The sequence below is a fragment of the Streptomyces sp. NPDC020597 genome, from assembly GCF_044335095.1.
Taxonomy (GTDB): Bacteria; Actinomycetota; Actinomycetes; order Streptomycetales; family Streptomycetaceae; genus Streptomyces.
In genome coordinates this window covers 42,194-68,106 of record NZ_JBIRUL010000015.1, presented here as the reverse complement: position 1 = coordinate 68,106, position 25,913 = coordinate 42,194, and the positions used below count along the sequence as shown (strand labels likewise).

Genomic DNA, 25,913 nt, shown 5'->3' with positions numbered 1-25,913 from the left:
CCTCACACGTCGGGATAGCGGCGAGGCGTCCAGACGAGCTTCTCGCCGTTCCCCCGCCGTACGACGTGGGTCTGTGACGATCCGACGAGCAGGATCGTGCGCATGTCGACCTCGTCCGGGTCCAGGTCCGCCAGCCGCACGATCCGGACCCGCTCGCCGGAGCCGCCCACATCCCGCGCGACCACGACCGGCGTGTCCGGTGCCCCAGGAGCAGCTCGCGGGCCTTGCCGACCTGCCAGGTGCGGCTGTGCGAGCCCGGGTTGTACAGGGCCAGCATCAGGTCCGCCGAGGCGGCGGCGCGCAGCCGATCGACGATCACCTCCCACGGCTTGAGCCGGTCGGAGAGGGAGATGGTGGCGTAATCGTGGCCGAGCGGTGCGCCCGCGCGGGCGGCGGCCGCGTTGGCGGCGGTCACCCCCGGCAGCACCCGCACCGGCACGTCCGCGTACTCCTTCTGCGAGGCGACCTCCAGGACGGCCGTCGCCCTCGCGAACACCCCCGGGTCGCCGCCGGAGACGACGGCCACCCGCCGTCCCCGCCGGGCCGGCTGGAGCGCGAACTCGGCGCGCTCGGCCTCGACCCGGTTGTCCGATCCGTGCCGGGACTGACCGGCCCGCTGCGGCACCCGGTCGAGGTAGGTCGTGTAGCCGACGAGGTCGTCGGCTGCGGCGAGCGCGCCCCGAGGACGCCGGCTGGGACCCGGCCGCCGTCCCCACCGAGCACGGCGAACAGGTCGCCGCGATCCTGGAGTTCGCCGCCCGCGAGGTCGTCCCGCGCCTGGCGGCCACCACCGCGGAGATCGCCCACGTCCTGCACGCCCTGAACGGCGGCTTCGTTCCCGCCGGGCCTTCCGGCTCGCCGCTGCGCGGTCTGGTCAACGTCCTGCCGACCGGCCGCAACTTCTACTCCGTCGACCCCAAGGCCGTCCCCTCCCGCCTCGCCTGGGAGACCGGACAGGCTCTCGCCGACTCCCTGTTGGCGCGGTACCGCACGGACAACGGCGACTGGCCCACCTCGGTCGGCCTCTCCCTCTGGGGCACCAGCGCGATACGCACCGCGGGCGACGACGTGGCCGAGGCCCTGGCCCTGCTGGGCGTCCGCCCCGTCTGGGACGACGCCTCCCGCCGGGTCACGGGCATCGAGGCCGTTCCGCACGAGGAACTGGGCCGCCCCCGCATCGACGTCACCCTGCGCATCTCCGGCTTCTTCCGCGACGCCTTCCCGCACACCATCGGCCTCCTCGACGACGCCGTACGGCTCGCGGCGTCGCTGGACGAACCCGCCGAGGCCAACCACGTCAGGGCCCACGTCCGGGCCGACCTCGCGGACCCCGGCGACGAACGCCGCGCCACGACCCGAATCTTCGGCTCCCGCCCCGGCACCTACGGCGCGGGTCTCCTCCAGCTCATCGACTCCCGAGACTGGCGCACGGACGCCGACCTCGGCGAGGTCTACACGGTCTGGGGCGGCTACGCCTACGGTCGCGAACTCGACGGCCGCCCGGTGCGAGGCGAGATGGAGACGGCGTACAAGCGGATCGCGATCGCCGCGAAGAACACCGACACCCGTGAGCACGACATCGCCGACTCGGACGACTACTTCCAGTACCACGGCGGCATGGTCGCCACCGTCCGCGCGCTGCGCGGCACCGTTCCCGAGGCGTACATCGGCGACTCCACCCGCCCCGAGACGGTCCGCACCCGCACCCTCGTCGAGGAGACCTCCCGCGTCTTCCGTGCCCGCGTCGTGAACCCCAGGTGGATCGAGGCGATGCGCCGCCACGGCTACAAGGGCGCCTTCGAAGTCGCGGCGACGGTGGACTACCTGTTCGGCTACGACGCCACGACGGGCGTGATCGCCGACTGGATGTACGACAAGCTCACGGAGACCTATGTCCTGGACCCGACCAACCGGGAGTTCCTCCAGCAGGCCAACCCCTGGGCCCTGCACGGCATCGCCGAGCGGCTGCTGGAGGCGGAGTCGCGGGGGATGTGGGGCCAAGCCCGATCCTGCGGTGCTGGAGGAGCTGCGGCAGGTGTACCTGGAGACGGAGGGCGACCTGAAGGGCGGCGAGTGAGGAGGCCCCCCAGCCTTATTGCATGTAGTTCGCAATAGCAGAGCTCTTGCAGAAAGATGGGTGCTGGGTGAAACTGGGACGCGGGCGCGGGGCCCGTCTTGCCTGACACGTCCGAATCCGCGGATGCCGCCCCGCGCCCCTGCCGAGTTGCGGGCCCGCCCCCTCATCCCTACAAATCGGTCTCGATCCCTGCCGGTGCTTGGGTGCGGATCGCCTTCGGGCAATCATGTGGCCATGCGCCGGCCGCTCAGCCTCCACATCCCCGAGTGGTTCACGGCCGACGATTCGACCCTGAACGTCGCGCTCGTGTACCCGATGCAGGGGCCTGCCGGGATCTTCGGTCCCGCCTGTGAGGCGTGCGCGCGGCTGGCCGCCGAGGAGATCAACAAGGCCGGTGGGGTACTGGGCAAGGAGCTGAAGCTGCTGGAGGTCGACGGCGGCGCCGAGCCGCACAAGGTCGCCGAGGAGGTCGAGGCCCTGGTGGCGGCCGGCGCGGTGCACGGTGTCACCGGCTGGCACATCTCCTCGGTCCGGCAGGCGGTGGCGCCGCGCATCGCTCACCTGGTGCCGTACGTCTACACCGCTCTCTATGAGGGCGGGGAGCGGACCGACGGCGTCTTCATGACCAGCGAGACGCCCGACTGGCAGCTGCTGCCCGCCATGCGGCTGCTCGCCGAGTCGCGTCGGGTGCGGCGCTGGTTCGTCGTCGGCAACAACTATGTCTGGCCCCGGCGCACCGCCCGGGCTGCCCGCCGCTACGCCCGTGCGTTCCCGGGCGGCAGGGTCTGCGGCGAGGCGTACCTGCCGCTGGGCGCCGAGGACTTCGGTGACGTGCTACGGCGCATCGAGCACGCGGACGCGGACGGTGTGCTGATGCTCCTGGTCGGCAGCGACGCGGTCCGCTTCAACCGCGCCTTCGCCGCCTCCGGCCTCGACCAGCGGTGCCTCAGGCTGAGCACCCTGATGGACGAGAACATGCTGATGGCCAGCGGCCAGGAGGCGACCGTCGACCTGTTCAGCACGGCCGGCTTCTTCGCCTCACTGGCCAACCAGGACACCCTGGACTTCCACGGCCAGTACGCCGACCGCTTCGGCGTCGACGCTCCAGCCCCCGGCAGCCTCGGCGAATCCTGCTACGAGGGCATGCTGCTGCTCGCCTCGCTCATTGAACGGGCCCGGACCCTGGACGTCTCAGCGATCTCGGCCACCGCCGAGACCGTCTCCTACGAAGGGCCGCGCGGTCTCCTGCACCTCCACGACCGTCACGTCCGCCAGCGCATCTACCTCGCGGAGGCGGACGGCCTCGACTTCAACGTGCTCGCCCAACTGCGCGCTCCCCACGACCTGTCGTGATCTTGGCAGGACCCGTCGTGTCCCGACCCTCCAGAGCCTCGGCCAGCCGTACGAGCAGGCCGTTCAGCTCCCCGTCCGGGAGCGACTGCTCCAAGTCCACCCAGTCTGCCCGCACTTCACGGACCAGCACCTGCCAACGCTGCACGCCCCGTGGGGTGAGGTGGGCCAGGACGCGACGCCGGTCGGTGGGGTCGACGCGGCGGTAGAGCAGGTTCTGGTCGACGAGTTGGTCGATCAGCTTGGTGAGGCTCGGCGCCGGCAGGAAGGCGTGGTCGGCGAGGGCCGTCATGTTGTGGCCCTGCCCGTCGGAGAGCAGGTCGAGGACCCGCCACGCCTCCACCGAGCAGTCGAACTCGTCCAGTACGGACTGCACTCGGCGCACGGAGAGGCGTTCGGCCCGTGTCAGCAGGTAGAGCAGTTCCTGGGGCCGTTTCGCCATCGTGCTCCTCCACTCGTGCTCGTCGGCTGGGCCCGAGCCTACCGTCGATCACCGGGAGCTTGACAAGGGGAACCGGGAAAACTGATCCTTTCCATAGGAAGCATTAATTGCCGTTGCCGAGACGCCGCCAAGCAGGCGTCTCCAGTAGCGGCTTCTTTTGTTTTACTCGCTATTTTGCTTCCGCTGGAAACTATCCCTCAATTGCTCCGAAACGCGGTTGAAACAGTTTCCTCGCAGGCTGTGGACGCACTTCAGCGAACAGCCCGGACGTCACCCCGGAACGGCTGAGGACCCGTGCGTCAACGCCGCCGCCCTGAAGCGCGTCACATCCATTCCCTCCCGATGCTCCTCGTCGGAGTTCTTCCGCTCTTTCACATCGCCCTTCGGGGCAAGGAGGTTTTGTATGTCCGGGCTCAGCATCAGCAGACGCGGTCTCCTGGCCGGTATTTCGGCCGTCGGCGCTTCCGCCGCCCTCAGCGCCTGCGGCGCCAAGACGGGCGACAGCACGTCCACCGGTTCCGGCGCCAAGGCCGACACGTCCGGCGACACGGTCAAGGTCGGTCTGCTGAACTCGCTCTCGGGCACGATGGCGATCAGTGAAGTGACCGTCCACAACGCACTGTTGCTCGCGGTCAAGGAGATCAACGCCGCCGGCGGTGTGCTGGGCAAGAAGCTGAAGCCCATCAGCCAGGACGGCGCCTCCGACTGGCCCACCTTCGCCGAGAAGGCCGAAGCTCTGATCACCGACGACAAGGTCGTGGCCACCTTCGGCTGCTGGACCTCCGCCAGCCGCAAGGCCGTCAAGCCGGTCTTCGAGCGGTACAAGTCGCTGCTCTTCTACCCCGTGCAGTACGAGGGCCTGGAGCAGTCGCCGTACATCTTCTACATCGGCGCGACCACCAACCAGCAGATCGTCCCGGCCCTCGACTACCTCAAGAAGCAGGGCCTGACCAAGCTCTACCTGGTCGGCAGCGACTACGTCTTCCCACGCACCGCCAACAAGATCATCAAGGCGTACGCGAAGGCCAACGGCATGGAGGTCGTCGGCGAGGACTACGCGCCGCTCGGCTCCACGGAATTCGGCACCATCACCAACAAGGTCAAGGACGCCGGCGCGGACGCGGTGTTCAACACCCTCAACGGCGACAGCAACGTGGCCTTCTTCAAGGAGTACAAGTCCGCGGGCCTGACCGCGAAGAGCCTGCCGGTCCTCTCCGTCTCCATCGCGGAGGAGGAGGTCAAGAGCATCGGCACCCAGTACCTGGAAGACCAGCTGACCGCCTGGAACTACTACGAGACCACCCCGGGCGCCGCGAACACCAAGTTCGTGGCGGCGTACCAGGCTGCGTACGGCAAGGACAAGCCGACCTCCGACCCGATGGAGGCCGCCTACATCTCCGTCTACCTGTGGAAGGCGATGGTCGAGAAGGCGGGCTCCTTCGACGTGGCGAAGGTGAAGGCCGCCTCGGACGGCATCGAACTCGACGCCCCCGAGGGCAAGGTCACCGTCGACGGCGCCACCCAGCACGTCTACAAGACCGCAAGGATCGGCAAGGTCGGCTCCGACGGCCTCATCACCGAGGTGTGGAACTCCGGCAAGCCGATCAAGCCGGACCCGTACCTCAAGGGCTACTCCTGGGCCTCCGGCCTCTCCTGAGCCACACCCACACCGGTGGACCCGGCCCCGTCACGGGGCCGGGTCACGCCCATGGCAAGCCCGCACTCCCGTCCCCGACCCGGAGCCGCTTCATGACGGTCATCCTCAACCAGTCCTTCACCGGCATCAGCATCGGTGCCGTCCTCCTGCTCATCGCGCTCGGCCTGACCCTGACCTTCGGTCAGATGGGCGTGATCAACATGGCGCACGGCGAGTTCATCATGGCCGGCGCCTACACCACGTACGTCCTCCAGAAGTCCATCAGCAGCGCGGGCGTCTCTCTGCTCGTCGCCCTGCCGGTCGCCTTCCTCGTCGCCGGAGCCATGGGCGTGCTGCTGGAGTGGCTGCTCATCCGGCGCCTCTACGTCCGGCCGCTGGACACGCTGCTGGTCACCTGGGGCGTCTCGCTGATGCTCCAGCAGCTCGCCCGGGACGTCTTCGGCGCCCCCAACGTGCAGACCGCGGCCCCCGACCTGCTCACCGGCAACATCTCGCTGGGCGGGGGCATCACCTTCGCCAACAGCAGGCTGTTCATCCTCGGCCTCGCCCTGCTGAGCGTCCTCGCTCTCACGCTGATCCTCCGGTTCACCCCGCTGGGCCGTCGCATCCGGGCGGTTGTCCAGAACCGGGACCTCGCGGAGGTGTCCGGCATCGCCACCGGCCAGGTCGACCGGATCACCTTCTTCATCGGCTCGGGACTCGCGGGCGTGGCCGGCGTCGCGCTCACCCTGGTCGGCCCGATCGGCCCGACGATGGGGACCAACTACATCGTCGACGCCTTCCTGGTCGTCGTCGTGGGCGGCATCGGGCAGCTCAAGGGCAGCGTGATCACCGCCTTCGCGCTCGGCGTCCTCCAGTCGGTGCTGGAGTACTCGACGACGGTCAGCGTCGCGAAGGTCATCGTGCTCGTGGCGATCGTCGCCTTCCTCCAGTGGCGACCCCAGGGCCTGTACACACTGCGCACCCGGAGCCTGGCATGACGACGACCACGACGACCACGAAGACCACCGTCACGACGCCCTCACTGCCCCTGCTGGAACGCCTCCGCGTGCCCGGCGGCTTCGTCCTGGGCGCCGTGCTGCTCCTCGGCGTCGCGCCGGTCGCCCTCTCCGACTTTCGGCTCTCGCTCCTCGCGAAGTACCTGTGCTACGCGATCGTGGCCGTCGGCGTCAGCCTCGCCTGGGGCCGGGGCGGACTCATGGTGCTCGGCCAGGGTGTCTTCTTCGGCCTCGGCGGCTACGCCATGGCCATGCACCTCAAGCTCACCGACGCCGCCGCCACCGGCGACACCCTCCCCGACTTCATGCAGCTCTACGGCACCGGCGACGCCCTGCCCTGGTGGTGGAAGCCCTTCGCCAACCCTGCCTTCGCGCTGGCTATGACGGTCCTGCTGCCCATGGCCGTCGCCGCGGTGCTCGGCTTCTTCGTCTTCCAACGCCGCGTGAAGGGCGCGTACTTCGCGATCCTCAGCCAGGCCCTGGCCGCCGCCCTGTCCATCTGGCTGATCGGCCAGCAGGCGACCACCGGCGGCACCAACGGCCTCACCGACATCCAGGGCTTCTTCGGCTACTCGCTGGACGACCCGGTCAACCAGCGGATGGTGTACTTCGTCATCGCCGCCGTCCTGCTCCTGCTGATGGCGCTGGCCCGCCAGCTGTTCGTCAGCCGCTACGGCGAACTCCTCATCGCCGTACGGGACTCCGAGGAGCGGGTGCGCTTCCTCGGCTACAACCCGGCCAACGTCAAGCTCGTCGCGTACGTCGTCGCGGCCGGCATGGCGGGCCTGGCGGGGGCCTTGTTCGTCCCGGTGGTGGGCATCATCTCCCCGGCGCTGATCGGGATCGTGCCGTCCATCGGTTTCGTCATCGGCGCGGCGGTCGGCGGGCGGGCCTCGCTGGTGGGGGCGGTGCTCGGTGCGATCGCCGTGGCCTGGGCGCAGAGCACGCTCTCGGACGAATTTCCCGCCGCGTGGACGTACCTGCAGGGCCTGCTGTTCGTCGTGGCGGTCGGCTTCCTGCCCGGCGGCCTGGCCTCCCTCGGTGTCGTCCTGCGCAGGCGCCGCCGCACCGGTACCGGTACTCGTACGACTGGAGAGACGGCATGAGCGGCGAGGGACTGACCGTCCGCGACCTGCGGGTCACCTTCGACGGGTTCACCGCGGTCGACGGCGTCGACCTGGACATCCGTCCCGGCGACCTGCGCTTCCTCATCGGCCCGAACGGCGCCGGCAAGACCACTCTGGTCGACGCGATCACCGGCCTGGCCAAGGCCACCGGCTCGGTCCGTTTCGGAGACCAGGACCTGTTGGGCAAGCCCGTGCAGAGGATCGCACGGCTGGGCATCGGCCGTACGTTCCAGACGGCCACCGTCTTCGAGGAACTGACTGTCCTGCAGAACCTCGACATCGCCGCTGGCGCCGACCGGGGCGTGTGGACGATGCTGCGGCGCCGCAAGGACATCCCCGAGCCGGTCGCGAAGGCCCTGGAGACCACCGGACTCACCGAGCTGCGCGACCGCCCCGCCGGGGTGCTGGCCCACGGGCAGAAGCAGTGGCTGGAGATCGGCATGCTGCTCGTCCAGGACGTGAAGCTCCTCCTCCTCGACGAGCCCGTCGCCGGCATGAGCCACGACGAACGCGAGGCCACCGGCGAGCTGTTGCAACGGGTGAGCGAGGACCACACGGTCGTCGTCATCGAGCACGACATGGACTTCATGCGCTCCTTCGCCCGCAGCGTCAGCGTCTTGCACGCGGGCAAGGTCCTCAGCGAGGGCTCGGTCGCCGAGGTCCAGGCCGACCCCCGCGTGCAGGAGGTCTACCTCGGACGTGCCTCCGAACCGGAATCCCCAGCACCCGAATCCGCCCCCGCCACTGCTGTGGCCGTCGCCGAGGAGGCGTGAGACCCATGCTGGAACTGAGCAACGTCCAGGCCGGATACGATCGCACCACGGTGCTGCACGGCGCCACGGTCTCGGTCCCGAAGGACGGCGTCGCCACCGTCCTGGGCCACAACGGCGCCGGCAAGAGCACTCTGCTGCGCGCCGCCATGGGCCTGATCAAGCCGAGGAGCGGCACCATCTCGCTGGACGGCGAGGACATCACCCGTCTCGCCCCGCACCAGCGGGTCGCCCGCGGCATGGCGTACGTCCCGCAGGGCCAGCAGTCCTTCCCGCACCTGACCGCCGCCGAGAACCTCCAGCTCGTCGCCGACGGCCGGGCGGACGGCAAGGAGGCGATCGCCGAGGCACTGGATCTCTTCCCGGTCCTGCGCGAGCTGTCCGGCCGCCGCGCGGGCCTGCTCTCCGGCGGCCAGCGCCAGCAACTCGCCATCGCCCGCGCCCTGATCACCCGCCCGAGGCTCCTCCTGCTCGACGAACCCACCGAGGGCATCCAGCCCTCCGTCGTCGCCGAGATCGAGGAGACGATCCTCGCCCTGACCCGACGCGGGGGACTGTCCGTCCTCCTCGTCGAACAGCACGTCGGCTTCGCTATGCGCGCCGCCCAGCACTACTACGTGCTGGAAGCGGGCCGAGTGACGTCCTCCGGCGAGGGCGGAACGGGCGCCGAACAGACCGTGAGGGCCGCGCTCAGCGTGTGAGAGCCGGTCCAGCCGATCACTGGAACGGGCCTGCGACGGCGAGACTTCGGTCTCCGTCGGGGGCCCGTTCGCCGTGCGGGCACGGCAGGGGACGAGGCTGCACGGGGCGCATCGGCCGTAGACCATCAGCGACCCCGAGGCGTCCGGCCGCAGCCCGGTCAGCTCCTCGATGCTGTCCACCGCCTCCGTCAGGCGCTCGTGGGGGAGGGCCGCCACCTGACCGCAGTCCTGACAGACGACGTGGTGGTGCGGGTTTCCCCGGACGCAGTAGCGCGTGGGGCCAGGGCCGTGCACGGCGTGGCTCAGGCCGACCGCAGTGAGAGTCTCCAGGGTGCGGTAGACCGTGGTGGGGTGGACGGCAGGCCCCGTCCGGCTCAGCTCCTCCCACGCCTCCGCGACGGAGAGGTGACAGGCAGAGGCGGAGAACAGAGCCACTATCTGCAGGCGCCCCGGCGTGCAGCGCAGCCCGTGCCGCCGCAGCAGATCACGGGGTTCCGGCAGCCCTGTCATGCCGTCACGAGCCGTCTGCGCGCCGCCGCTCACCCCACTGCCCCGTTCGAAGTGCCGAATCCTGCGCCCACCGCGACACGGCTCATGGTCCTAGGACCAACGCCTGATCGGCAGAGCACCCCTCTTGCTGTTAGCGTGCAGTTGCACATAGCTGGCAATTATGTCGGAGGATGTTGGACATGGCGGTGTACACGCTCCCGGAGCTCCCGTACGACTACGCGGCGCTCGAACCGGTCATCAACCCGCAGATCGTCGAGCTGCACCATGACAAGCACCACGCGGCGTACGTGAAGGGCGCGAACGACACTCTGGAGCAGCTCGCGGAGGCTCGGGACAAGGAGGCGTGGGGAGCGATCAACGGCCTGGAGAAGAACCTGGCCTTTCACCTCTCCGGGCACATCCTGCACAGCATCTACTGGCACAACATGACCGGCGACGGCGGCGGTGAGCCGCTGGAGAAGGACGGCGTGGGCGAGCTGGCGGACGCCATCGCCGAGTCGTTCGGCTCGTTCGCGGGCTTCAAGGCGCAGCTGACCAAGGCGTCGGCGACGACTCAGGGCTCGGGCTGGGGCGTGCTCGCCTACGAGCCGCTCAGCGGCCGTCTGATCGTCGAGCAGGTCTACGACCACCAGGGCAACGTCGGCCAGGGTTCGACCCCGATCCTGGTCTTCGACGCCTGGGAGCACGCCTTCTACCTTCAGTACAAGAACCAGAAGGTCGACTTCATCGACGCCATGTGGGCCGTCGTCAACTGGCAGGACGTGGCCCGGCGTTACGCCGCCGCCAAGGAGCGCGGCGACAGCCTGCTGCTCGCGCCGTGACGGCAGTCGGCGCCGTGACGCCATAGCAGCGTCCGCGTCCCAACAGACGTCCTGCTCGTGATCGTCTTCTCAACCTTCACTGGCAGGCGGCACAGCAGAGGGCTCCCGCAAGGACGTGACTTGCGGGAGCCCTTCTGCCGAAGCGGCCCTTCCGCCCAGCGTGTCCCAGTCGACCGTACGGTCGCACCAGCGCCGCAGGAGTACCCGGTCGTGACCCACGGCGAGCAGGCCGGCGCCGGTGGCCCGGCGGTATTCCTCGACCACCGTGACCAGGGCGGCCGTGGTGGAGGCGTCGAGCATCGCGGTCATCTCGTCGCACACCAGCCAGCGCGGGCGCAGCACGAGGGCGCGGGCCAGGCAGGCGCGTTGCAACTGGCCGTCGCTGACTTCGTGCGGGCGTCGGCTCAGCAGGTCGGGGGTCAGCCCGACGCCCTCGGCCAGTTCGGGAACCCGGTCGGGGACGGCCTCGCGTCGGCCGGTGGCGCGCAGGGGCTCGGCGATCAGGTCGTGAAGCCGCAGCCGGGGGTCGGCGGAGAGCCGGGGCTGCTGGAAGACGATCCCGACGGCGGTGCGCTGCTCGCGCGGGGCGCGGTGGCGCCAACGGTGTACCGGAGTGCCGTCCAGGACGAGGGCGCCGGAGTCGGGGCGGTGCAGGAGCGCGGCGACGCGGGCAAGGGTGGACTTGCCGCAGCCGCTGGGACCGAGCAACCCGACTGCATGGCCAGGCGTGATCGACAGGGAGACGTCCCGCACCACAGGGGTGTGTCGGTCGTATCCGGCCGTGATGCCGCGCAGTTCAAGCACGGAGATCCTCCTGTGCGTGCGGGTGGTGGCAGACGACAGCCCCCGTCATCCGGGGCAGCGTGACGCAGGCGTCGGTTGCCCGGTCGCAGCGGGCGGAGAAGGCGCAGCCGTCGGGCAGGTCGCCGAGTTCCGGGGGCATGCCGGGGATGGGGGAGAAGGCACGGTCGGGGAGGGCCTGGAGGAGACCTCGGCTGTACGGGTGGCGGGGGCCGGGGGAGCCGAAGAACGTCTGCGCGTCGGCGAGTTCGACGATCCGGCCGGCGTACATCACGGCGACACGGTCGGCGATGCGTTCGGCCGCAGCCAGGTCGTGGGTGATCATCAGCAGGGCTTGTCCGTCGGCGTCCACGGGGCGCCGTAGCTCGTCGACCGTGCGGTCGACCAGGTCACGGTCGAGGCCGGTGGTCGGTTCGTCGGCGAGCAGCAGGGGCGCGTCGCCGACGAGTGCGAGGGCGGTGGCGGCGCGCTGGGCGAGCCCGCCGGAGAGCTGGTGGGGGTGCCGGTCGAGGTGGTCGGCCGGGAACGCGGCGCGTTCGGCCGCCGTCCGCGCGGCGGACCGCCGTGCGGCGCGGCCTCGGATGCCGGTCAACGCGCCGACTGTCTCCTCCAGTTGTGAGCGGATGGTGCGCACCGGAGTGAGGTGAGCGGCCGGGCTCTGCGGAATGAGTCCGATGCGGCGGCCCCGCACCGTGCGGGCGAGGGTCCGCTCGTCGGCGGAGAGCAGGTCGAGGTCGCCGAGGCGGGCCTCGCCGGCGGTCTGGGCGTTGGCCGGGAGCAGGCCGAGCAGCGCGGCGGCGAGGACGGACTTGCCGCAGCCGCTCTCCCCGACCAGGGCCAGGCACTCGCCGGCCGCCACGTCGAAGTGGGCGTCGGTGACGGCGGCGATCCGGCGTCCGCCCGGCATGAGGAAGCGAACCGACAGACCGCGTACCGACAGCACGGGAGATCGCTCGGTCACAGCATCAGCTCCGATCGGCGGCGGGGGTTGATCTTTTCCCGCCAGGCTCCGGCGAGACCGGCGATGGCGAGGGTCGGGACGATGATGAACAGGCCGGGGAAGAGGGTCGGCCACCACTGGCCGGCCAGCAGCGAACCGCGTGCGCCCTGGATGAGGGTGCCGAGACTCGCCGTGTGCGTGGGCAGCCCGAGGCCCAGGAACGACAGGGCCGACTCGTGCCACATGGCATGCGGCACCATCAGCACGGCGGCGAGCGCGGCCTGCGGCAACACAGCGGGCAGGAGATGCCGTACCGCCACCCGCCACCGCGACGCGCCCCCGGAGACGGCCGCCTCGATGTACGGGCGGGAGCGCAGTGACATCACCTCGGCCCGCACGATCCGCGCCGTGGACAGCCAGTGGGTGAGCGCGACCGATACCACCACCGGCCAGGCGCCCGGCCGGAACACGGCCACGATGAAGATGCCCAGCAGCAGGTGAGGCACGGACGACAAGGTGTCGACCACGCGCATGAGGCCGCGGTCGACCCATCCGCCCAGGGCCCCGGCCGTGGCCCCGACGGCGGTGCCGATGACCGTCGCGGTCAGGGCCGCCGCCACACCGACCAACAGGGAGACCCGTAGCCCGTAGACGCAGCGAACCAGAAGGTCACGCCCGAGGTCGTCGGTGCCGAAGGGGTGCGACCAGCTCGGTGACAGCAGCTTGGCGGCCAGATCCACGGCCTGCTGGTCGAGCCGGACCAGCGGCGGCACGAGAAGGACGGCGAGGACGGTCGCGGCGACCAGCGCGGCGGAGGCGCGCACCCGCACCGTCCGGGTGGAGCGGCGCCGCGTACCGTACGACCGCCACACCGGCGGGGAGGATACGGAGGAGGCCGGGGATTCCGGCGCGTCACATGTCACTGAACCTCACCCTCGGATCGAACAGGCCGTAGAGCAGATCGGCGAGCAGGTTGCCGACGAGCACGGCGGCGGTGGCCAGGGTCGTCAGGGCGGCGAGCAGCGGGAAGTCCACGGCGGTGGCCGCCTCCACCGTCGCCGCCGCGATGCCCGGCCAGCTGAAGACGCTCTCCACCAGCAGGGCGCCGGTGATGAGTTCGGGGACGCGGGAACCGATCAGCGTGAGCACGGGGAGCAGTCCCGAGCGCAGGGCGTGCCCGAGCAGGACGGTGCGCTCGCTCGACCCGCGGGCGCGGGCTCCTCGCACCGGGTCCTCGGCCAGCGCGTCGCCGACCCCCTGGCGTACGTAGAGGACGAACCAGGGGAGTTGGGAGACGGCGAGCACGCCCGCCGGCAGCACCAGATGACTGGCCACCTGCCCCGGCGTGACCTGCTCGCTCGCGGTGTCCGTCAGCCCGCCCGCCGGGAACACGTCCAACTGGAGGGCGAACAGCCAGATGACGAGCAGCGCGATCCAGAAGACGGGCGCTGCCTCCAGCGTGTAGGCGAGGGAGGTGACGATCCGGTCGAGCCACGAACCCGGACGGCGCGCGGCCAGCACCCCGAGCAGCGTGCCGAGCAGCACGGCGACGACGAAGGCCACGGCGCACAACAGCGTTGACCACAGCAGGCGTTCGCCGATGACCTGGGCGACCGGCTGCCGCAGCACGCTGGACCGGCCGAGGTCGCCACCGAGCGCGGAGGTCAGCCAATGCCACCAGCGGACGGCGAAGTCCTCGTCCACGCCGAGGTTGTCCCGCAGTCGGTCGAGGGTCTCCTGGTCGGCACCGAGTGCGGCCGTACCGGCGTACGCCCTGACCGGGTCGAAGGGGGAGGCGGCGGCGATGGCGAAGACACCGAAGGTGACGACGAGCAGGATCGGGACGGCGAACAGGGCCCGCCGCCCCGCCAGACGGGCCATCGCGCCCCAGGGCGGCCGGGTCACCTCTTCGGCCGCCAGTCCTCGATGTTCCACCACGGGCCGCTCGCGAAGCCGTGCTCGTGCGGCTCCATCTGCGTGGTGAGCCCCTGCCAGCGGTCGGCGAGGACGTAGACGTGATCGATATGGGTCAGGAACGTGTAGCCGGGGTCCTTCACCAGCTCCCGCTGAAGGGTGTCGTACGCCGTCTCGCGCGTGGCCGCGTCCTGGCTGCGGCGGCCGGTGTCGAGGGCCTTGTCGACGGCCGGGTTGTCGTAGCGGCCCATGTTGTTGAAGCCGTTTCCGGCGAGGGAGGAATGCAGCAGGGTGTAGAGACCGAAGTCGGGGTCACCGGTGCTGCCGAATCCCGCCAGGACCGCGTCGTCCTTCATGCGCGGCTCGATCACCTCCCAGGTCGCGCTCTCCACCGTCACGGCGATGCCGACCTTCTTGGCGTCGGAGGCGTAGGCGAGGGCGTGGTCCTGGCGGACCTTGTCGCCCGAGGGGTAGAGCAGCGTGAACGCTGCCCGCTGTCCGTCCTTGGCGCGGGTCCCGCCTGCGCCGCTCTTCCAGCCTGCCTGATCGAGGATCTGTTGGGCCTTGCCGAGGTCCTGGGTGCGCTCGATGCCCTTGGCGAACCAGGGGTCGTCGACGGGCAGCGGCCCGTACGCGGGGCGTCCCGCGCCGTCGAGAATCTTGTCGACCATGGCCTTGCGGTCCACTGCGGCGTCGAGCGCCTGGCGTACCGCCCGGTCGCCGGTGACCTTGTTCTGCTGGGGGAGGGTGACGGTCCGGAAGTCGTAGGACTTCGCGTCGTACGTCCTCAGACCGTCGTCGTCCTTGAACGCGGCGGCCAGGTTGGGCGGGAGGATCGCGCCGTCCAGGTCGCCGGAGCGCAGCCGGGTGGCGCGCACGTTGTCGTCCGCGATGACCGCCATGGTGAACGTCTTCACCTTCGGCGCGCCGCCCCAGTACTTCGGGTTCGCCTTGAAGGTGAGCTTCTCGCCCTTGCTCCAGGAGGAGAGGACATACGGTCCGGTGCCGACCGGCTTCGCGTTGAACGAGCCGGTGTTGGGGTCCTGCGCGCCGGCGATGTGCTCGGGGACGACGGGCAGCACGGTGCGCCCGGCGAAGGGCGCGTAGGGGTACTTCAGCGTGAAGACGACAGTGTCGTCGCCGTCCGCCCGGACCTCCTTGACGGCGTCCAGCTCGCTGCGGGAGGTGTTGTTGGTCCTCTCGTCCAGCACGGTCCGGTAGGTGAAGACCACGTCGGCGGCTGTCAGCGGCTCACCGTCGCTGAACTCCACGCCCTCGCGCAGGGTGTAGATGTACGTGAGCCCGTTGTCGGCTACCTGGGGGAGGGCCTTCGCCAGGGCTGGTGTGAGCTTCAGGTCCGCGTCGCGGGCGAGGAGTCCGTCGAAGATCTTCGAGTTGCCGTCCTTGCCGTATCCGAGCAGCGGGCTGAGCGTGTCCGGCTCGGACGCGACCCCGATCACGACGGACTCGGCGGCCGCGTGGTCGCCCTCACCGCTGCTGGGCGCCGAGCAGGCGGCGAGCCCGGTCAGCGCAACCGCCGCCGCGACGGCGGCACTTCGTATCCGACGGGTCGTCATCAGCCTCACACCCTTGCTGCGCATCAACTGCTCTTGCGACTAGTTCGCGACAAGAGCTACCCGGTGATACGGAACAGCAATCCGCTCGACGACGGCTCCCTCTTGAGGCGGCTCCCTGGGTAACGGTCGGAGCCTCCCTGCGCTGGAAGGGAAATCCGCTGCGGGCGGGTTCGCCCGCTGGGCTCGAGCTGCCGGGATCCTCCTCCGGATACTCGGGTCCGTCCTCACGGGGACGTGTTGAGGACGAGTTGGGGACGCAAGGACAGGAACAGACTGGCAAAGGTTGCAGGGAACAAGCATGCGGCACGTGCTCTGAGCAGGGAAAACGTCAAGGCTGAGCACAGAAACGCAAGGACCGCCAAGATCCTCAAAGGACTCATAATCCGTCGGCCGTGGGTTCGAGTCCCACCCGCCCCACCTCAATAATGCCCTGACCTGCGGAAACGTCTCACTAGGGGTACGGATTCAGGGACTTTCCGGCAACGGAGTGAATCCGCTGATCGTGAGTTCAACGGGGGTTGGGGCTGTGGAGGTTCACGATGCGTTGACCTGGGCGGATGCGTGGGTTCACGGTTGAGGGGGAGTCGTAATCGTAGACCTGTGCGAGGTCTGGACGCACAAGGTGGGACGTTGATGGGACGCAAAGAATGGAAGAGTCATCTGTGGGCCTATTTGCCAGCCTCATCCGGCCGCGTGGGGCGAGGTCGGTAGGTGGCTCGGCGGTAGAGGGTCGCCTTGATCGCTGGGGGCTCTGCGACTGTCCGGGGCGGGGAAACGACCCGTACTGAAAATGCCCCCGAGGGAACGCTCCAGACGTCTCCACTCCAAGCCCCCGGCCAATCTTCACTCTCGGGTTCGATGAAGTCACGCTCTGTGAAGCGACCGCTGGCGCATGCGCCCCGGTAGTAGCGCCCCGTCATCGGCTAGTAGCCCTGATTCGAGTAAGGGCTGCGGGAGGCGAGCGAGATCGGCTGACCGGAGAGGTTGACCTCACACAGCAGGCCGTTGCCAAGTTTGGGGAGGCATCCCGTCTGAAGCCGAAAGGCGGGGCGTCGCCGGTCCAGTGGAGGGAGACACGGCAGCCGTCGTGGCCGCGGATGGTCTGGCTGGAGCGTTCCCAAGTTGCGTCCTCCAAGGGCTCTTCAGGGCGGTCTTCGACCTCGTACAGTGCGAGTTTCTCGCCCTGGTAGGTGTATGCGCCGCCGAGCAGCGCGCTCACGCCGATGTGGGCGCGGCCGTAGCGGGAGTCCGTGGTGCGCTGGACGCTAGGTCCAGCCAGCAGGCGAGGGAGCGTCCGCCCCGGCGGTGGCGATGCAGTTGATGTCTCCGACGACCTTCGTCTCGGGGCCCGTGGTGGTGAAGTCCCGGCTGATCGGGTCCGGTGACTACGCCGCATTGGCGCAAGCCTTCATCAGGCTGCGGCGCCCGGTGCATCGGGTGTTCTGGCAATCCTACGCTCCCGCATGATCCGCTCCACCCGCTTGAGACTAGGGCCTGCCGATCGCCTGAAGTCAACGCCCGCCGCCAGCGGTTCTCAGGCATCCGGGATCTGAATCCTCTGGCCGTTCCTTTCCACTGGCCCGCTTCGATCAGGCCAGCGGCTGAGAGCCGGCGTTGCTCACGCCGAGCCCGTTCCTCGGCGTCAATGCACCGCCATCGGGATACTTCATCCTCCCGGCATCGTGCAGCCCAAGACAGCCGGCAGGACACGACGTAACCGCACAGTTAAAGATGTCTAGCCCAGAAGCGGGATGACGGACAGGATGAGGCCGAGGATTCCGATGACCAGGCCGACGGTCTCCCATGGTCTGTCTCGGACCACCGCGCGCAGCGATCTGCGCTGGACGTCCGGCAGACTCCACGGCAGGCCGCGGAGGCCCCCGGGGAGTGACTGGTCGAGCCGGTCCAGGGCGGTGACGTTTAGGGTGGTGCCGTCGAGCAGGGTCGCCTGGTCGAGCAGGGCGTCCTCGGGCACCCAGCGGCCGCCGGGGCCCACCGGGATTGACCGGGCCTTTGACTCGAGTTGGAAGAAGACGACCCGGTACTCCGTCACTGCGCCGAACGTCCGGGACAGCTGGACAGCGGAGACCGCACCGAGTTCCTTCAGCTCGTCCCTGCCCGGAGTGTGGTCATAGCCCAGCAGCTCCTCCTCCAATTCCCGGGCGGCTGCGGCGCGGGCGTCAGCGTCTGAGGCGCGGATGTGGCCGCCCGGTAGTTGGTACTGCCGGGCTCGATCGTCGTACACCAGCAGGTACTGGGCCCGGCCACCGCGGCCCCGGAGGCGGCACTTGACCACCACCTGGACGACCTCGGTGCGGCGTAGCGGTGCGGCGTCGGAATCAAGAGCCAGCCGCCGCGCCTCCACCAGGTAGAGAAACTGCGGTCCGGACAGTGCCTGGCGGCTGGTGTATGGCGGCTCGGTCGTTCCCGGCCGCTCCCAGTTGGCCAGGATCGAACGGCCCGTCCGCACATAGGAGGCAAGACTGTGCAGGAAGTAGCGCGCTTGCGGGCTGACCGCAACGACGCCAGCCTGACCGTTCGTCGGTCCGTGTTCGGACCGCAGGACGCCGAACGCGCTCAGCAGCACCAGCACCATCGGCGCTGCGGTCTCGAGAGTTGGTCCGCTCAGGCCTGCCCGTCGGCAAAGCTCGGACACCGAGACCGGAGGCCCGGTATGTTCGGCCAAGGCCTCCAGGAGCGCGGCGACCGCAGTCACCTCATCGTCCGCCACAGCTCATCCTTCCGCGCTGGGGGGCTGGGTACTGCGCCCGCGCAGCACCCAGGTGTCCGGCCTTGGGCAGTGGGCCTCCCAGCCGTGCGCCTCGGCCACCTGACGGAGCGTGCGGCCGACGGTCAACGCCTGATAGGTCTCGGGGCCCCACCGCTCCCGCAACACGTTCCCGAGAACGGTGAGACGAGCCTCGCCGTCACGCCTCAGTAGCTCTCCGATCACGGCGTTCAGGTCCGCCGCGACGTCCACCTCTGCCGCACAGCGCCTCGCCGGTGCGGGTGCACTGGCTCGATGGGCCAGGTGCACCCCGGGCCTGATCTCTTCCAGCCGCCACCCGGGTTCGCGTTCGATCCGCTTCTTCAGTGAAGAGCCGACGACGCTCGCATACGCCTCGCCGAGTCGGGACCGCAGGTTAGATCCGATCGTCTGGAGGTTGGGGGGCTTTCCCTGCCGGGCGAGTTCGTCCACGGTGTGGGCGAGTGCGGTGGCGAACGGCTCCGGCGCGTCTGCGGGCGGCGCGGGAGTACCGGCTCGGTGGACCAACTGGACACCGGAATTGAGTTCCCTCAATTCCCACCCCGGTTGCTGTTCGATCCGCCTCTGCAGGGATCTGCCGACTACGGCGTCATACCTGTTCCTCAAGTGCTTCACAAGCCCGTTCTTCACCTTGTAGAACGTGGGCGCCTTGCCCTTGTTGGCCTGTTGAAGCGCGGTGACCACGGAATCCAACGCCGTGCCGAAGTCGTCGCGCTCATCAACATGTCGCTCCCGCCCCGCAGCTTTTCCACGGGCCTCTGAGACACGCCCGAACACTGTCCCGCTGGCCAGGCTCAGCATCCTGTTACCGGGGGTGCCGCTCTGCTTCAGCCAGTCCAGCCCGTTCCACAGTTGCCCCAGGGACGGCAGACCGAGGCGGCGCGCGAGCGGCTGGCAGCCCTTGAACCTTTCCTCCAACCACTCCTCGAGCTCCCGGGTCGGCACCGTGCGCACTCCTTGCGCAAGCCGCTCCTCGATCTCGTACCGCAGGTCGGTCTCAATGCGCTCGAGGAGCTGCTCCACGTCCACCACTTCGGTGCCCACCAGCGTGGCCGTAAGGGGGAATAGCTCCAGGCCCCGTGCGTTGCGCCCACCATGGCGGTCCATCTCCACCATGACCGCCCGCACGATCTGGCCGCGGACAGGACCGTCCGCAAGCGGCGTCCGCACATCGTCGGTCGTGAAGCGCGCCCACCCGTGGTTCACCAGTTCAACGATGCCGTGCCCGTGGGTGTCATTGACGAACGTGATGCGGCCCAGTTCCGGCTGGCCGTCGGAGGACAGCCCATGGTCGGCCGTTGCCGACCGGACCGGTTGGCCCTGGCTGCCGAGCAGTTGGACGAGCGGGTCGTTCTCGTCGGCGTCGAAGTAGACCCGGCCCGACTCGGCAAGGAGTTCGGCTACGTCCGCGCCGTTGTACCGGAAACGGGCACTGACCCGCTCGGTGAGCCGGGACAGCCGAGGCGTGTCGCCGACCGTCTGCCATGCCTCCAGCAGGGAGATGCAGAAATCGAGCCTGCGCTGCCGCGTGAGCATGGCAGCCTGCGCCGCAACCTGGGCCGGTGCCAGGTGCACGGGGTCCCGGGCGGTGAGCGTGCGCACCGGGCCTGTCGACACCATTTGCCGTGCCCGCAGGGCGTGGTTGAGATGCCCCCGTCTGACGTCCCACGCGCGGGGCCCCTCGGGGCTGAGGCCGAGGAAGAAGTTGACCGGGGTGTTCTCGTCACTGTCCGGGAGGAACTTGCCCCGGGACGGGACGAAGAAGGCGGTGACCGCGCCTTCGAGTTGGATGCTGCCCGCCTGGGGCCCGCGGATGAGGTCGATGACGCCATTCACCCGCTGCAGATGTGTGGTGTTCGTCCAGAACATGTCCCGGCGGTTCCACTCGCCCAGGTCGCTGTCAGCGATCAGCGGATACCACTCGGGGCCGGTGGACAGCCACAGATAGGAGCGGTTGGAGCGGCCCACCACATACTTCTCGGCCTGCTGCTGCTCCACGCGGAAAGCCTCAACGTCGTTGCTGCGGCCAGTGAACCAGAGGTGGAAGAAGAGGCAGTACCGGTAGTAGTGGGCGCGCCACGAGGGGAAGCGGTCCGCCCAGAGCTGGAGCTGGGAGAGCGCCTCGTCGATGTCAAACTCCGGCAGGAGCTTGTACGCCTCGAACCAGAGCCGGTAGTCCTCCTCCTTGCAGCCGGTTCTGGAGAGGTTCTGCCGTGCCAGCTCCACGATACGGGTCAGCTCGGAATCGTCCAGCTCCCGCCAGGTGCGGCCGCCGCGCACGTAGTACGCCTGGGCGAGTGCCCGCTGCATCATGGGTGTGCTGCGGTTGCCGGCGACGGCGAGCTCCCACAGCTCGACCACGGAGTCGAGGTCGCCGTACAGCCGCTTGATGTCGGCCTGGCACCGCACCAAGTAGTCGTCGTGCTGGTCTAGCGTCCCGTATAGCTGGGCGGCCTCGTTCAGCAGGAAGTTGGCCTCGGCCACGTTCTCCGTGACCCATTCGCTCGCGTCGGAGCTGAGTTCCGCGATGGATGAGACCCGTGCCGCGTCCTTAATTGCCTTGGCGACATCGACGATGGCCTGCACATGGGTGACGTAGCCGTAGATGTTTTCCGGGTTGAGCTTCCGGGTGGTGGCGAAGCACTCGACGGTCTGCGCGAACCAGCGGTCGGCGGCGGCCATAACCGACTGCACTCCGCGCCGCTTGGCGTCGCGCAGCGCCTGGCGCATCCGGCTGCGGCGCGCGAGACCGAGGGTGTGGTGATGCAGAAAATCCCACTCCGCCAGGTCCACCGCGCGCGTGACGTACTCCTCCGCTTTGTCGAGCTCCCGGTTGAGGCGGTACATCTGGTGCCGGCCCAGGTGGTTCCAGAAGTGCGGCTCGTCAGGCACGTGCTCGGTGAGGGACTTGAGCACTTGGTGGGCGGAGTTGAGATCCAGCTGCTCGATCAGCGGGGCGAATTTTCGCCGGTCCTCGATCCCGTCTGCCGTGCCGCCCTGCCGGTCCACGAACATTTGGCGGAGCAGCACCCGCACTGGGTCCGCGGATACGTCGGTGGTGATCGCCAGAGCCTGGATGAAGTCGATCGACAGCTCCTTGAGATGCTGCTTCCACCGGTCGTCGTTCAGGAGTTCGGCCAGTACCTGCTCGGCCAGGAGCTGATGCTGGAGGCGTACCCGGCCGCTGCGCACCGCCACCAGCCGGGATGCTTCCGGGCCCAATACATCGGAGAGGTCGAGTTCTGCCGACGGCGTGGAGACGTGCATCAGCTTCTGCACTAGCTCCCGCTGCAGCCCAGTATTGGAGTAGATGGTAGCCAGGGCGAGGTACTGCATGACCTCGCGCGCTCGGCCGCGTACGTGGTCGAGATGGGTGCGTACGTAGGTAGAGAGCTTGGTGAACTCCCGCTCGAAGGTGACGAGGCCGTAGAAGAAGGGCGTGCGGTAGGGCTCGTAGTGTTTGGTACCGAGCAGCCGCAACTCGTCGATCCGATGCTGGTCGTCCGTCAGCGCGGAATAGCGGGCCAAGAACTCGGCGGTCTCCGCCGGTTCGAGCGGCTCCGACACCTGAAGGGCGCTCCGGCTGGACTGAGTGACCCCCCGTCTGACGTAGAGAATCGTCAGCGGGGTGTTGCGTTTGGCTGACTCGCGGTACAGCATCTCCCGGTAGGACTCGCTCAGGTCGCCCGCTTCCGCGACGAGCAGCACTGGCAGCTGCGTGATGGTGTATAGCAGATGCAGCCGGTCGGCGACGAGCGGGACGCGCGACGGCCCGATCGGCACACCGTGCGGGAGCACCGCCACGGGAGACTCCTGATGCAGGTCCCAGGCGGCGCGCAGGGCTGCGGTGGTGCCGCCAGCACCAGGCCGGTGTTCAACCACGACGGTACGGGTGCGATGTTGCTTCAGACTGTCACGGAGGGCGGCCACGATGCCGTCGTTGACGGCGCGCACTACGTCCCGGCCAGCGTCCAGATCATCCCAGCCGATGAGGCCACCGCGCCAGAAAGCGTCGTTGTTGCTCTTGTCGCCGGGCGGAGCGGACGCATCGATCCCGTCATGCAGGATCACCAGATGCTCGCGTAGCTTCTGCATGGTCTCCGGCGAGATCGCCACCGTGCCGTTGTCGAGGGCGGGGACCGTGTAGTCGAGGTACTCGGCGCTGCTGCCCAGTGTCGCGGCGAGGCGGTCCAGCAGGTCGTGCACAGGCAGCGGCACCTGGACCACGGGAACGTAGGGCTGTAGGTCGGCCAGTCCCACATGCAGGAAAGTCGCCTGCCCCTGAAGCATCTCGTCCATGGTCTCGATGACCCGCAGCAGTCTGTTCCGGCCCCCTTTCGGCGCGGACTCGGTGCCGCCCTCAAGCACCAGGACACACACCGGCGTCTCGCCGACGAACTGGTGGAACGAGGACGTAAGCCGACGCACAGTGTCCAAGCGACGAAGCACCCACTCGCGGCCTTCCAGGGCGGGCTCCCGGCGCAGCACGGAACCGGCGGCCAGCAGCCAGGCTGTGCTGCGCGCATAGTCGATCACCGGGCGCTCCTCGGTGAAGAGATGCACCGCACGCTGCGTGTTGAGGACCGGGCTCGCCCAGTGGTGAAGTCCGTCGCCGTCCGAGGCCGGGTCGAGGTCGACGATCAGCGACCAGGGGATGCGGCCGAGCGCCGAGATGGACGATGTGCGGGGGAGTTGCTCCGCGACGAGGATGTAACGGGCCGCGTGCGGGGAGAACCCGGAGACGGCGCCCCAGAGGGACTCCCACAGATCCTCGCGGACCCGCTCCACCTCCCTAGGCGGGGTGTGAGCCGCCGGAACGCTCGGGTGCTGCGGCGCGGCGCTGGCGAAGGTCCTGCGGTACCGCAGGGCGTACCAGCCGGCATAGGCGAGGCAGAGCCGGGTACGTTCGTCGTCATAGGGGAAGCGCCGGGCCCACAGCAGTGCGGCTGCCATGCGCACCAGCGTCAACTGCTGGTATAGGCGGTCCACCCGACCGGTCTGTCTGGAAATCCATTCCAGGATGCCGGCGCGTGACTGCTGCAGAAACTCCACGAGCCACTGGCAATCGTCCGGCACGGACTTGACCGAAGCATCCTCGGCTGCCTCCAGGCACCGGGCGAGCACGGGGCGGCGGATGGTCGGCAGCATGTTTACCAGGACGCTGACCTCAAAGTAGGCCAGGTCGAACCCGACGACGGACCGGCGCGCCTGGTCCAAATCGACGATCCAGAAGGAGTCGTCACCGACCGCCACTTCGTCCCGAGGCACGAGTACGTTGCTGGTATTGAGGTCCCCGTGGCATATGCTCCCCATGATCGGCAGCTCGCCGTTTTCGGCCTCGCCCAGGACGGCGAGGGGGTTGAGGAACGCGTGCCCGTCCTCCTGGTGGACCTCACCTCCGAAGAGGGACGAGGCAACGGCCAGGCACTCGTCGAGCTTGGCCGTTCCTGCCACCGTCGACAGCACGTCGTGCGGCTGCATCTGCGTCAAGTCGCTCGGATCTGCCCAGGCATTCAGGGTGTCGTGGGAGATGGCTTGCGCGCAACGCAGCAGCCCCGTCGACCCGCTGCGGGGCGGGCTGTACCAGCTGAGGCTGTCGCCGGCGAGTTGGTGCAGCGACACCACCAGCCGGACGTCGCCGTGGCGGCGTTGGTCGATGCGCAGCAGGCGCGGGATGTGCCGCTCGGCGAACTCCGGGTCGGCCTCGCGGATCAGCTGATGGGCCGCCAATTCGTTCGCCTGGGCGAGATCCTCCTCCGCCGGGCCGACACGTAGGACGTAGGTGCCTGGCGGGAAGTCCCCGGTGTTGCCGCTGATGTCCACGCTCACCAGCTCGGCACCCGAGCGGCCCCGGGGCATCGGCTCGAAGAGGAACCTCGCGGAGGGTAACCAGAGGTTCAGAGCCTCAGTCGCCATATCCTGATATGCGGCATCGGCGAGACGCAGCCTCTTGTCCAACGGTCCCCCAGCCTCCGCCGGTCGGCCACATCATGCCATGTTCCGACCACCCAAGTTAGTTGTTGTACCACCCCGCATGGGTGACCAGTAGACGTATTCGTAAGTAGCGGACGATCGCGTCCGAAGCGCACGCAGAGGATTTGGCCCGGCACCCCGGGCAATCCTCTGCGCGTTGGAAGGGCAATCCGCTGTGGGCGGGTTCGAGCCCCGCCTCCGAGCTCGCGCAATCGCCCGACAGCCCGGCGTCCCTGGCCCTTCGGGGCGATATCGGGACGCAGTTGGGACGCAAGGATAGGAACAGACCGACAAAGGCTGACGGGTGGAGACATGGCGCGCCCTGTCTGACCAGCGAAAACGTCACGGACGGACGCTGATCGACAAGGGCCGCCAAGATCCTCAAAGGACTCATAATCCGTCGGCCGTGGGTTCGAGTCCCACCCGCCCCACCTATGCAGGGCTGTGACCTGCGGAAACGTTCACTTTGTCCTGTCGGGTCGTCAACTTCGCCTGAACGGACTGAATCCGCTGCGCGTGAGTTCGGCTCCGTGGCGGTCAGTGTTGATCCACACCACTCTGACCTGTGCAGATGTCGTGGTCCGGTGAGGGGGCAGGTTTCCGCGGGTGGCGTGTACGGGGCCTTGGCGCCGGATTCTGGACGCTGGCTGGACACGAGGATTCGGGAGTGCTGCCCGGGGCCCTTCGAGTAGGCGGCTCTGCCGGGGCGGCGGGTGGGCATCCCGTCCCTCCCGGGGGCAGCGACGGCTACTGCTCAGGCGTGACGTGGTCCGCTGCCCAGGGCCGCCGAGCGCGTGCTGCTGGTGATCGCCGACGACGTGGCGTGGCTCGACGAGTCCGGCGCGGCCGTCCTCGGGTTCGTTGTACGGCGCGTCACGGACGCTCCGAGGTCGAGCGCGACCTTGCCCGCAGCGCGGCGGCGGGAAGCTCCGGTAGAGGGCCAGCGGGATGCTTGCCACCATCCAGTCACCGGCGCGGGCCGCCTCCTCGGGTGTCGCGGTGCAGGCTCGCTCGCCGAGCTCGGCCACTGTTTCTGCCAGGGTCTGGGGACCGCAGGAGTTGGACACTACGCCGTCGATGCGGACCGCGATCGCGAGCCCGGGCGAGGTGTGTGATAAACGCCGGCCTGCTGCGCCCAGACCTCACCGCCGAGGATCTGGTTCTGTTCAGCGGCTCCCTGAGCCAGGCTGCCCTGACGACCGGCGACAGCCACCCGGGCCAGGGGCGCCGCCTCCTGCGCATCTCCCTCGACTGCCTCAGCAGCCACAACACCGAACCCCTACCCGAACCCACATTTGTCAGGTCGTCCGGCTCAGCTGGACCGACCTCTTGAGGTGAACCCGCGCGGCCTTCGTCCTCTGCTACCGCGCCGTACGGGCCCCTCCCGGCAGCAGCAATCCCGTACGACAGAAAGCTCACCCGGCGCCACGAGGTTCACGACGCGGGTACAGCACCGATGTGCTGCATGACCCCGTGGAGGTCGGGCTG

The 25,913-nt window shown here is 69.0% G+C and carries 15 protein-coding genes and 3 pseudogenes; 8 read left to right on the top strand and 10 right to left on the bottom strand.

What is annotated here, in order from left to right:
• Positions 1–2: 2 nt before the first annotated feature.
• A pseudogene (gene cobJ, locus ACH4ZA_RS24845) lies at positions 3–682 on the bottom strand (precorrin-3B C(17)-methyltransferase); the annotation flags it as partial.
• On the opposite strand from cobJ, the pseudogene ACH4ZA_RS24840 reads away from it, so the two are divergent.
• Positions 682–2,077 (top strand): annotated as a pseudogene (locus ACH4ZA_RS24840) (cobaltochelatase subunit CobN); the annotation flags it as partial. The pseudogenes cobJ and ACH4ZA_RS24840 sit on opposite strands and share 1 nt — an antisense overlap.
• Before the next feature lie 234 nt (positions 2,078–2,311).
• Positions 2,312–3,430, top strand: coding sequence for a substrate-binding domain-containing protein (locus ACH4ZA_RS24835; RefSeq protein ID WP_319277278.1), 1,119 nt, complete (start codon positions 2,312–2,314; stop codon positions 3,428–3,430).
• On the opposite strand, the gene ACH4ZA_RS24830 is transcribed toward ACH4ZA_RS24835, so the two are convergent.
• On the bottom strand, positions 3,387–3,869 hold the full coding sequence (locus ACH4ZA_RS24830; protein ID WP_398431674.1) for a MarR family winged helix-turn-helix transcriptional regulator: 483 nt from the start codon (positions 3,867–3,869) through the stop codon (positions 3,387–3,389). The genes ACH4ZA_RS24835 and ACH4ZA_RS24830 overlap by 44 nt on opposite strands.
• A gap of 403 nt (positions 3,870–4,272) precedes the next feature.
• On the opposite strand from ACH4ZA_RS24830, the gene urtA reads away from it, so the two are divergent.
• The 5 genes from urtA to urtE all read left to right on the top strand — a co-directional run bounded on the left by urtA (position 4,273) and on the right by urtE (position 9,122).
• The gene (gene urtA, locus ACH4ZA_RS24825; protein ID WP_319277276.1) at positions 4,273–5,526 is read left to right on the top strand and encodes an urea ABC transporter substrate-binding protein; all 1,254 of its coding nucleotides are present in this window, start codon (positions 4,273–4,275) and stop codon (positions 5,524–5,526) included.
• A 92-nt stretch (positions 5,527–5,618) separates the two neighbouring features.
• Positions 5,619–6,506, top strand: coding sequence for an urea ABC transporter permease subunit UrtB (urtB, locus tag ACH4ZA_RS24820; RefSeq protein ID WP_398431673.1), 888 nt, complete (start codon positions 5,619–5,621; stop codon positions 6,504–6,506).
• A complete protein-coding gene (urtC, locus tag ACH4ZA_RS24815; protein ID WP_398431672.1) occupies positions 6,503–7,630 on the top strand; it encodes an urea ABC transporter permease subunit UrtC in 1,128 nt (375 codons plus the stop codon). The genes urtB and urtC overlap by 4 nt, the downstream gene beginning before the upstream one ends.
• Positions 7,627–8,424, top strand: a complete 798-nt coding sequence (gene urtD, locus ACH4ZA_RS24810; protein ID WP_398431671.1) for an urea ABC transporter ATP-binding protein UrtD — start codon at positions 7,627–7,629, stop codon at positions 8,422–8,424. Before urtC ends, urtD begins: the two co-directional genes overlap by 4 nt.
• Before the next feature lie 5 nt (positions 8,425–8,429).
• Positions 8,430–9,122, top strand: coding sequence for an urea ABC transporter ATP-binding subunit UrtE (gene urtE, locus ACH4ZA_RS24805; protein ID WP_398431670.1), 693 nt, complete (start codon positions 8,430–8,432; stop codon positions 9,120–9,122).
• Positions 9,123–9,296: 174 nt separating this feature from the next.
• Here urtE and ACH4ZA_RS24800 read toward each other — a convergent pair.
• Positions 9,297–9,632, bottom strand: a pseudogene (locus ACH4ZA_RS24800) (Fur family transcriptional regulator); the annotation flags it as partial.
• Positions 9,633–9,811: 179 nt separating this feature from the next.
• Here ACH4ZA_RS24800 and ACH4ZA_RS24795 point away from each other — a divergent pair.
• Positions 9,812–10,453, top strand: coding sequence for a superoxide dismutase (locus ACH4ZA_RS24795; protein WP_057617076.1), 642 nt, complete (start codon positions 9,812–9,814; stop codon positions 10,451–10,453).
• A gap of 69 nt (positions 10,454–10,522) precedes the next feature.
• On the opposite strand, the gene ACH4ZA_RS24790 is transcribed toward ACH4ZA_RS24795, so the two are convergent.
• The 7 genes from ACH4ZA_RS24790 to ACH4ZA_RS24760 all read right to left on the bottom strand — a co-directional run bounded on the left by ACH4ZA_RS24790 (position 10,523) and on the right by ACH4ZA_RS24760 (position 24,281).
• Positions 10,523–11,257, bottom strand: coding sequence for an ABC transporter ATP-binding protein (locus ACH4ZA_RS24790; protein WP_398431669.1), 735 nt, complete (start codon positions 11,255–11,257; stop codon positions 10,523–10,525).
• Positions 11,250–12,215, bottom strand: coding sequence for an ABC transporter ATP-binding protein (locus ACH4ZA_RS24785; protein WP_398431668.1), 966 nt, complete (start codon positions 12,213–12,215; stop codon positions 11,250–11,252). Before ACH4ZA_RS24785 ends, ACH4ZA_RS24790 begins: the two co-directional genes overlap by 8 nt.
• Positions 12,212–13,117: an ABC transporter permease gene (locus tag ACH4ZA_RS24780; RefSeq protein WP_398431667.1), complete on the bottom strand. Its 906-nt coding sequence runs from the start codon at positions 13,115–13,117 to the stop codon at positions 12,212–12,214. Before ACH4ZA_RS24780 ends, ACH4ZA_RS24785 begins: the two co-directional genes overlap by 4 nt.
• Positions 13,107–14,075 carry an ABC transporter permease gene (locus tag ACH4ZA_RS24775; RefSeq protein ID WP_359436217.1) on the bottom strand — a complete coding sequence of 323 codons (969 nt, stop codon included), beginning with the start codon at positions 14,073–14,075 and terminating at the stop codon, positions 13,107–13,109. The genes ACH4ZA_RS24780 and ACH4ZA_RS24775 overlap by 11 nt, the downstream gene beginning before the upstream one ends.
• A 20-nt stretch (positions 14,076–14,095) precedes the next feature.
• Positions 14,096–15,685, bottom strand: coding sequence for an ABC transporter substrate-binding protein (locus tag ACH4ZA_RS24770; protein ID WP_398431666.1), 1,590 nt, complete (start codon positions 15,683–15,685; stop codon positions 14,096–14,098).
• Between the two features lie 1,735 nt (positions 15,686–17,420).
• The gene (locus ACH4ZA_RS24765) at positions 17,421–18,416 is read right to left on the bottom strand and encodes an NUDIX domain-containing protein (protein ID WP_398431665.1); all 996 of its coding nucleotides are present in this window, start codon (positions 18,414–18,416) and stop codon (positions 17,421–17,423) included.
• Between the two features lie 3 nt (positions 18,417–18,419).
• Positions 18,420–24,281, bottom strand: coding sequence for a hypothetical protein (locus ACH4ZA_RS24760; protein WP_398431664.1), 5,862 nt, complete (start codon positions 24,279–24,281; stop codon positions 18,420–18,422).
• Positions 24,282–25,913: the final 1,632 nt, after the last annotated feature.

Coding starts and splice junctions, on each gene's coding strand:
- ACH4ZA_RS24835 (WP_319277278.1), top strand. CDS start 2,312: ATGCGCCGGCCGCTCAGCCTCCACATCCCCGAGTGGTTCACGGCCGAC.
- ACH4ZA_RS24830 (WP_398431674.1), bottom strand. CDS start 3,869: ATGGCGAAACGGCCCCAGGAACTGCTCTACCTGCTGACACGGGCCGAA.
- urtA (WP_319277276.1), top strand. CDS start 4,273: ATGTCCGGGCTCAGCATCAGCAGACGCGGTCTCCTGGCCGGTATTTCG.
- urtB (WP_398431673.1), top strand. CDS start 5,619: ATGACGGTCATCCTCAACCAGTCCTTCACCGGCATCAGCATCGGTGCC.
- urtC (WP_398431672.1), top strand. CDS start 6,503: ATGACGACGACCACGACGACCACGAAGACCACCGTCACGACGCCCTCA.
- urtD (WP_398431671.1), top strand. CDS start 7,627: ATGAGCGGCGAGGGACTGACCGTCCGCGACCTGCGGGTCACCTTCGAC.
- urtE (WP_398431670.1), top strand. CDS start 8,430: ATGCTGGAACTGAGCAACGTCCAGGCCGGATACGATCGCACCACGGTG.
- ACH4ZA_RS24795 (WP_057617076.1), top strand. CDS start 9,812: ATGGCGGTGTACACGCTCCCGGAGCTCCCGTACGACTACGCGGCGCTC.
- ACH4ZA_RS24775 (WP_359436217.1), bottom strand. CDS start 14,075: ATGGCCCGTCTGGCGGGGCGGCGGGCCCTGTTCGCCGTCCCGATCCTG.
- ACH4ZA_RS24770 (WP_398431666.1), bottom strand. CDS start 15,685: ATGACGACCCGTCGGATACGAAGTGCCGCCGTCGCGGCGGCGGTTGCG.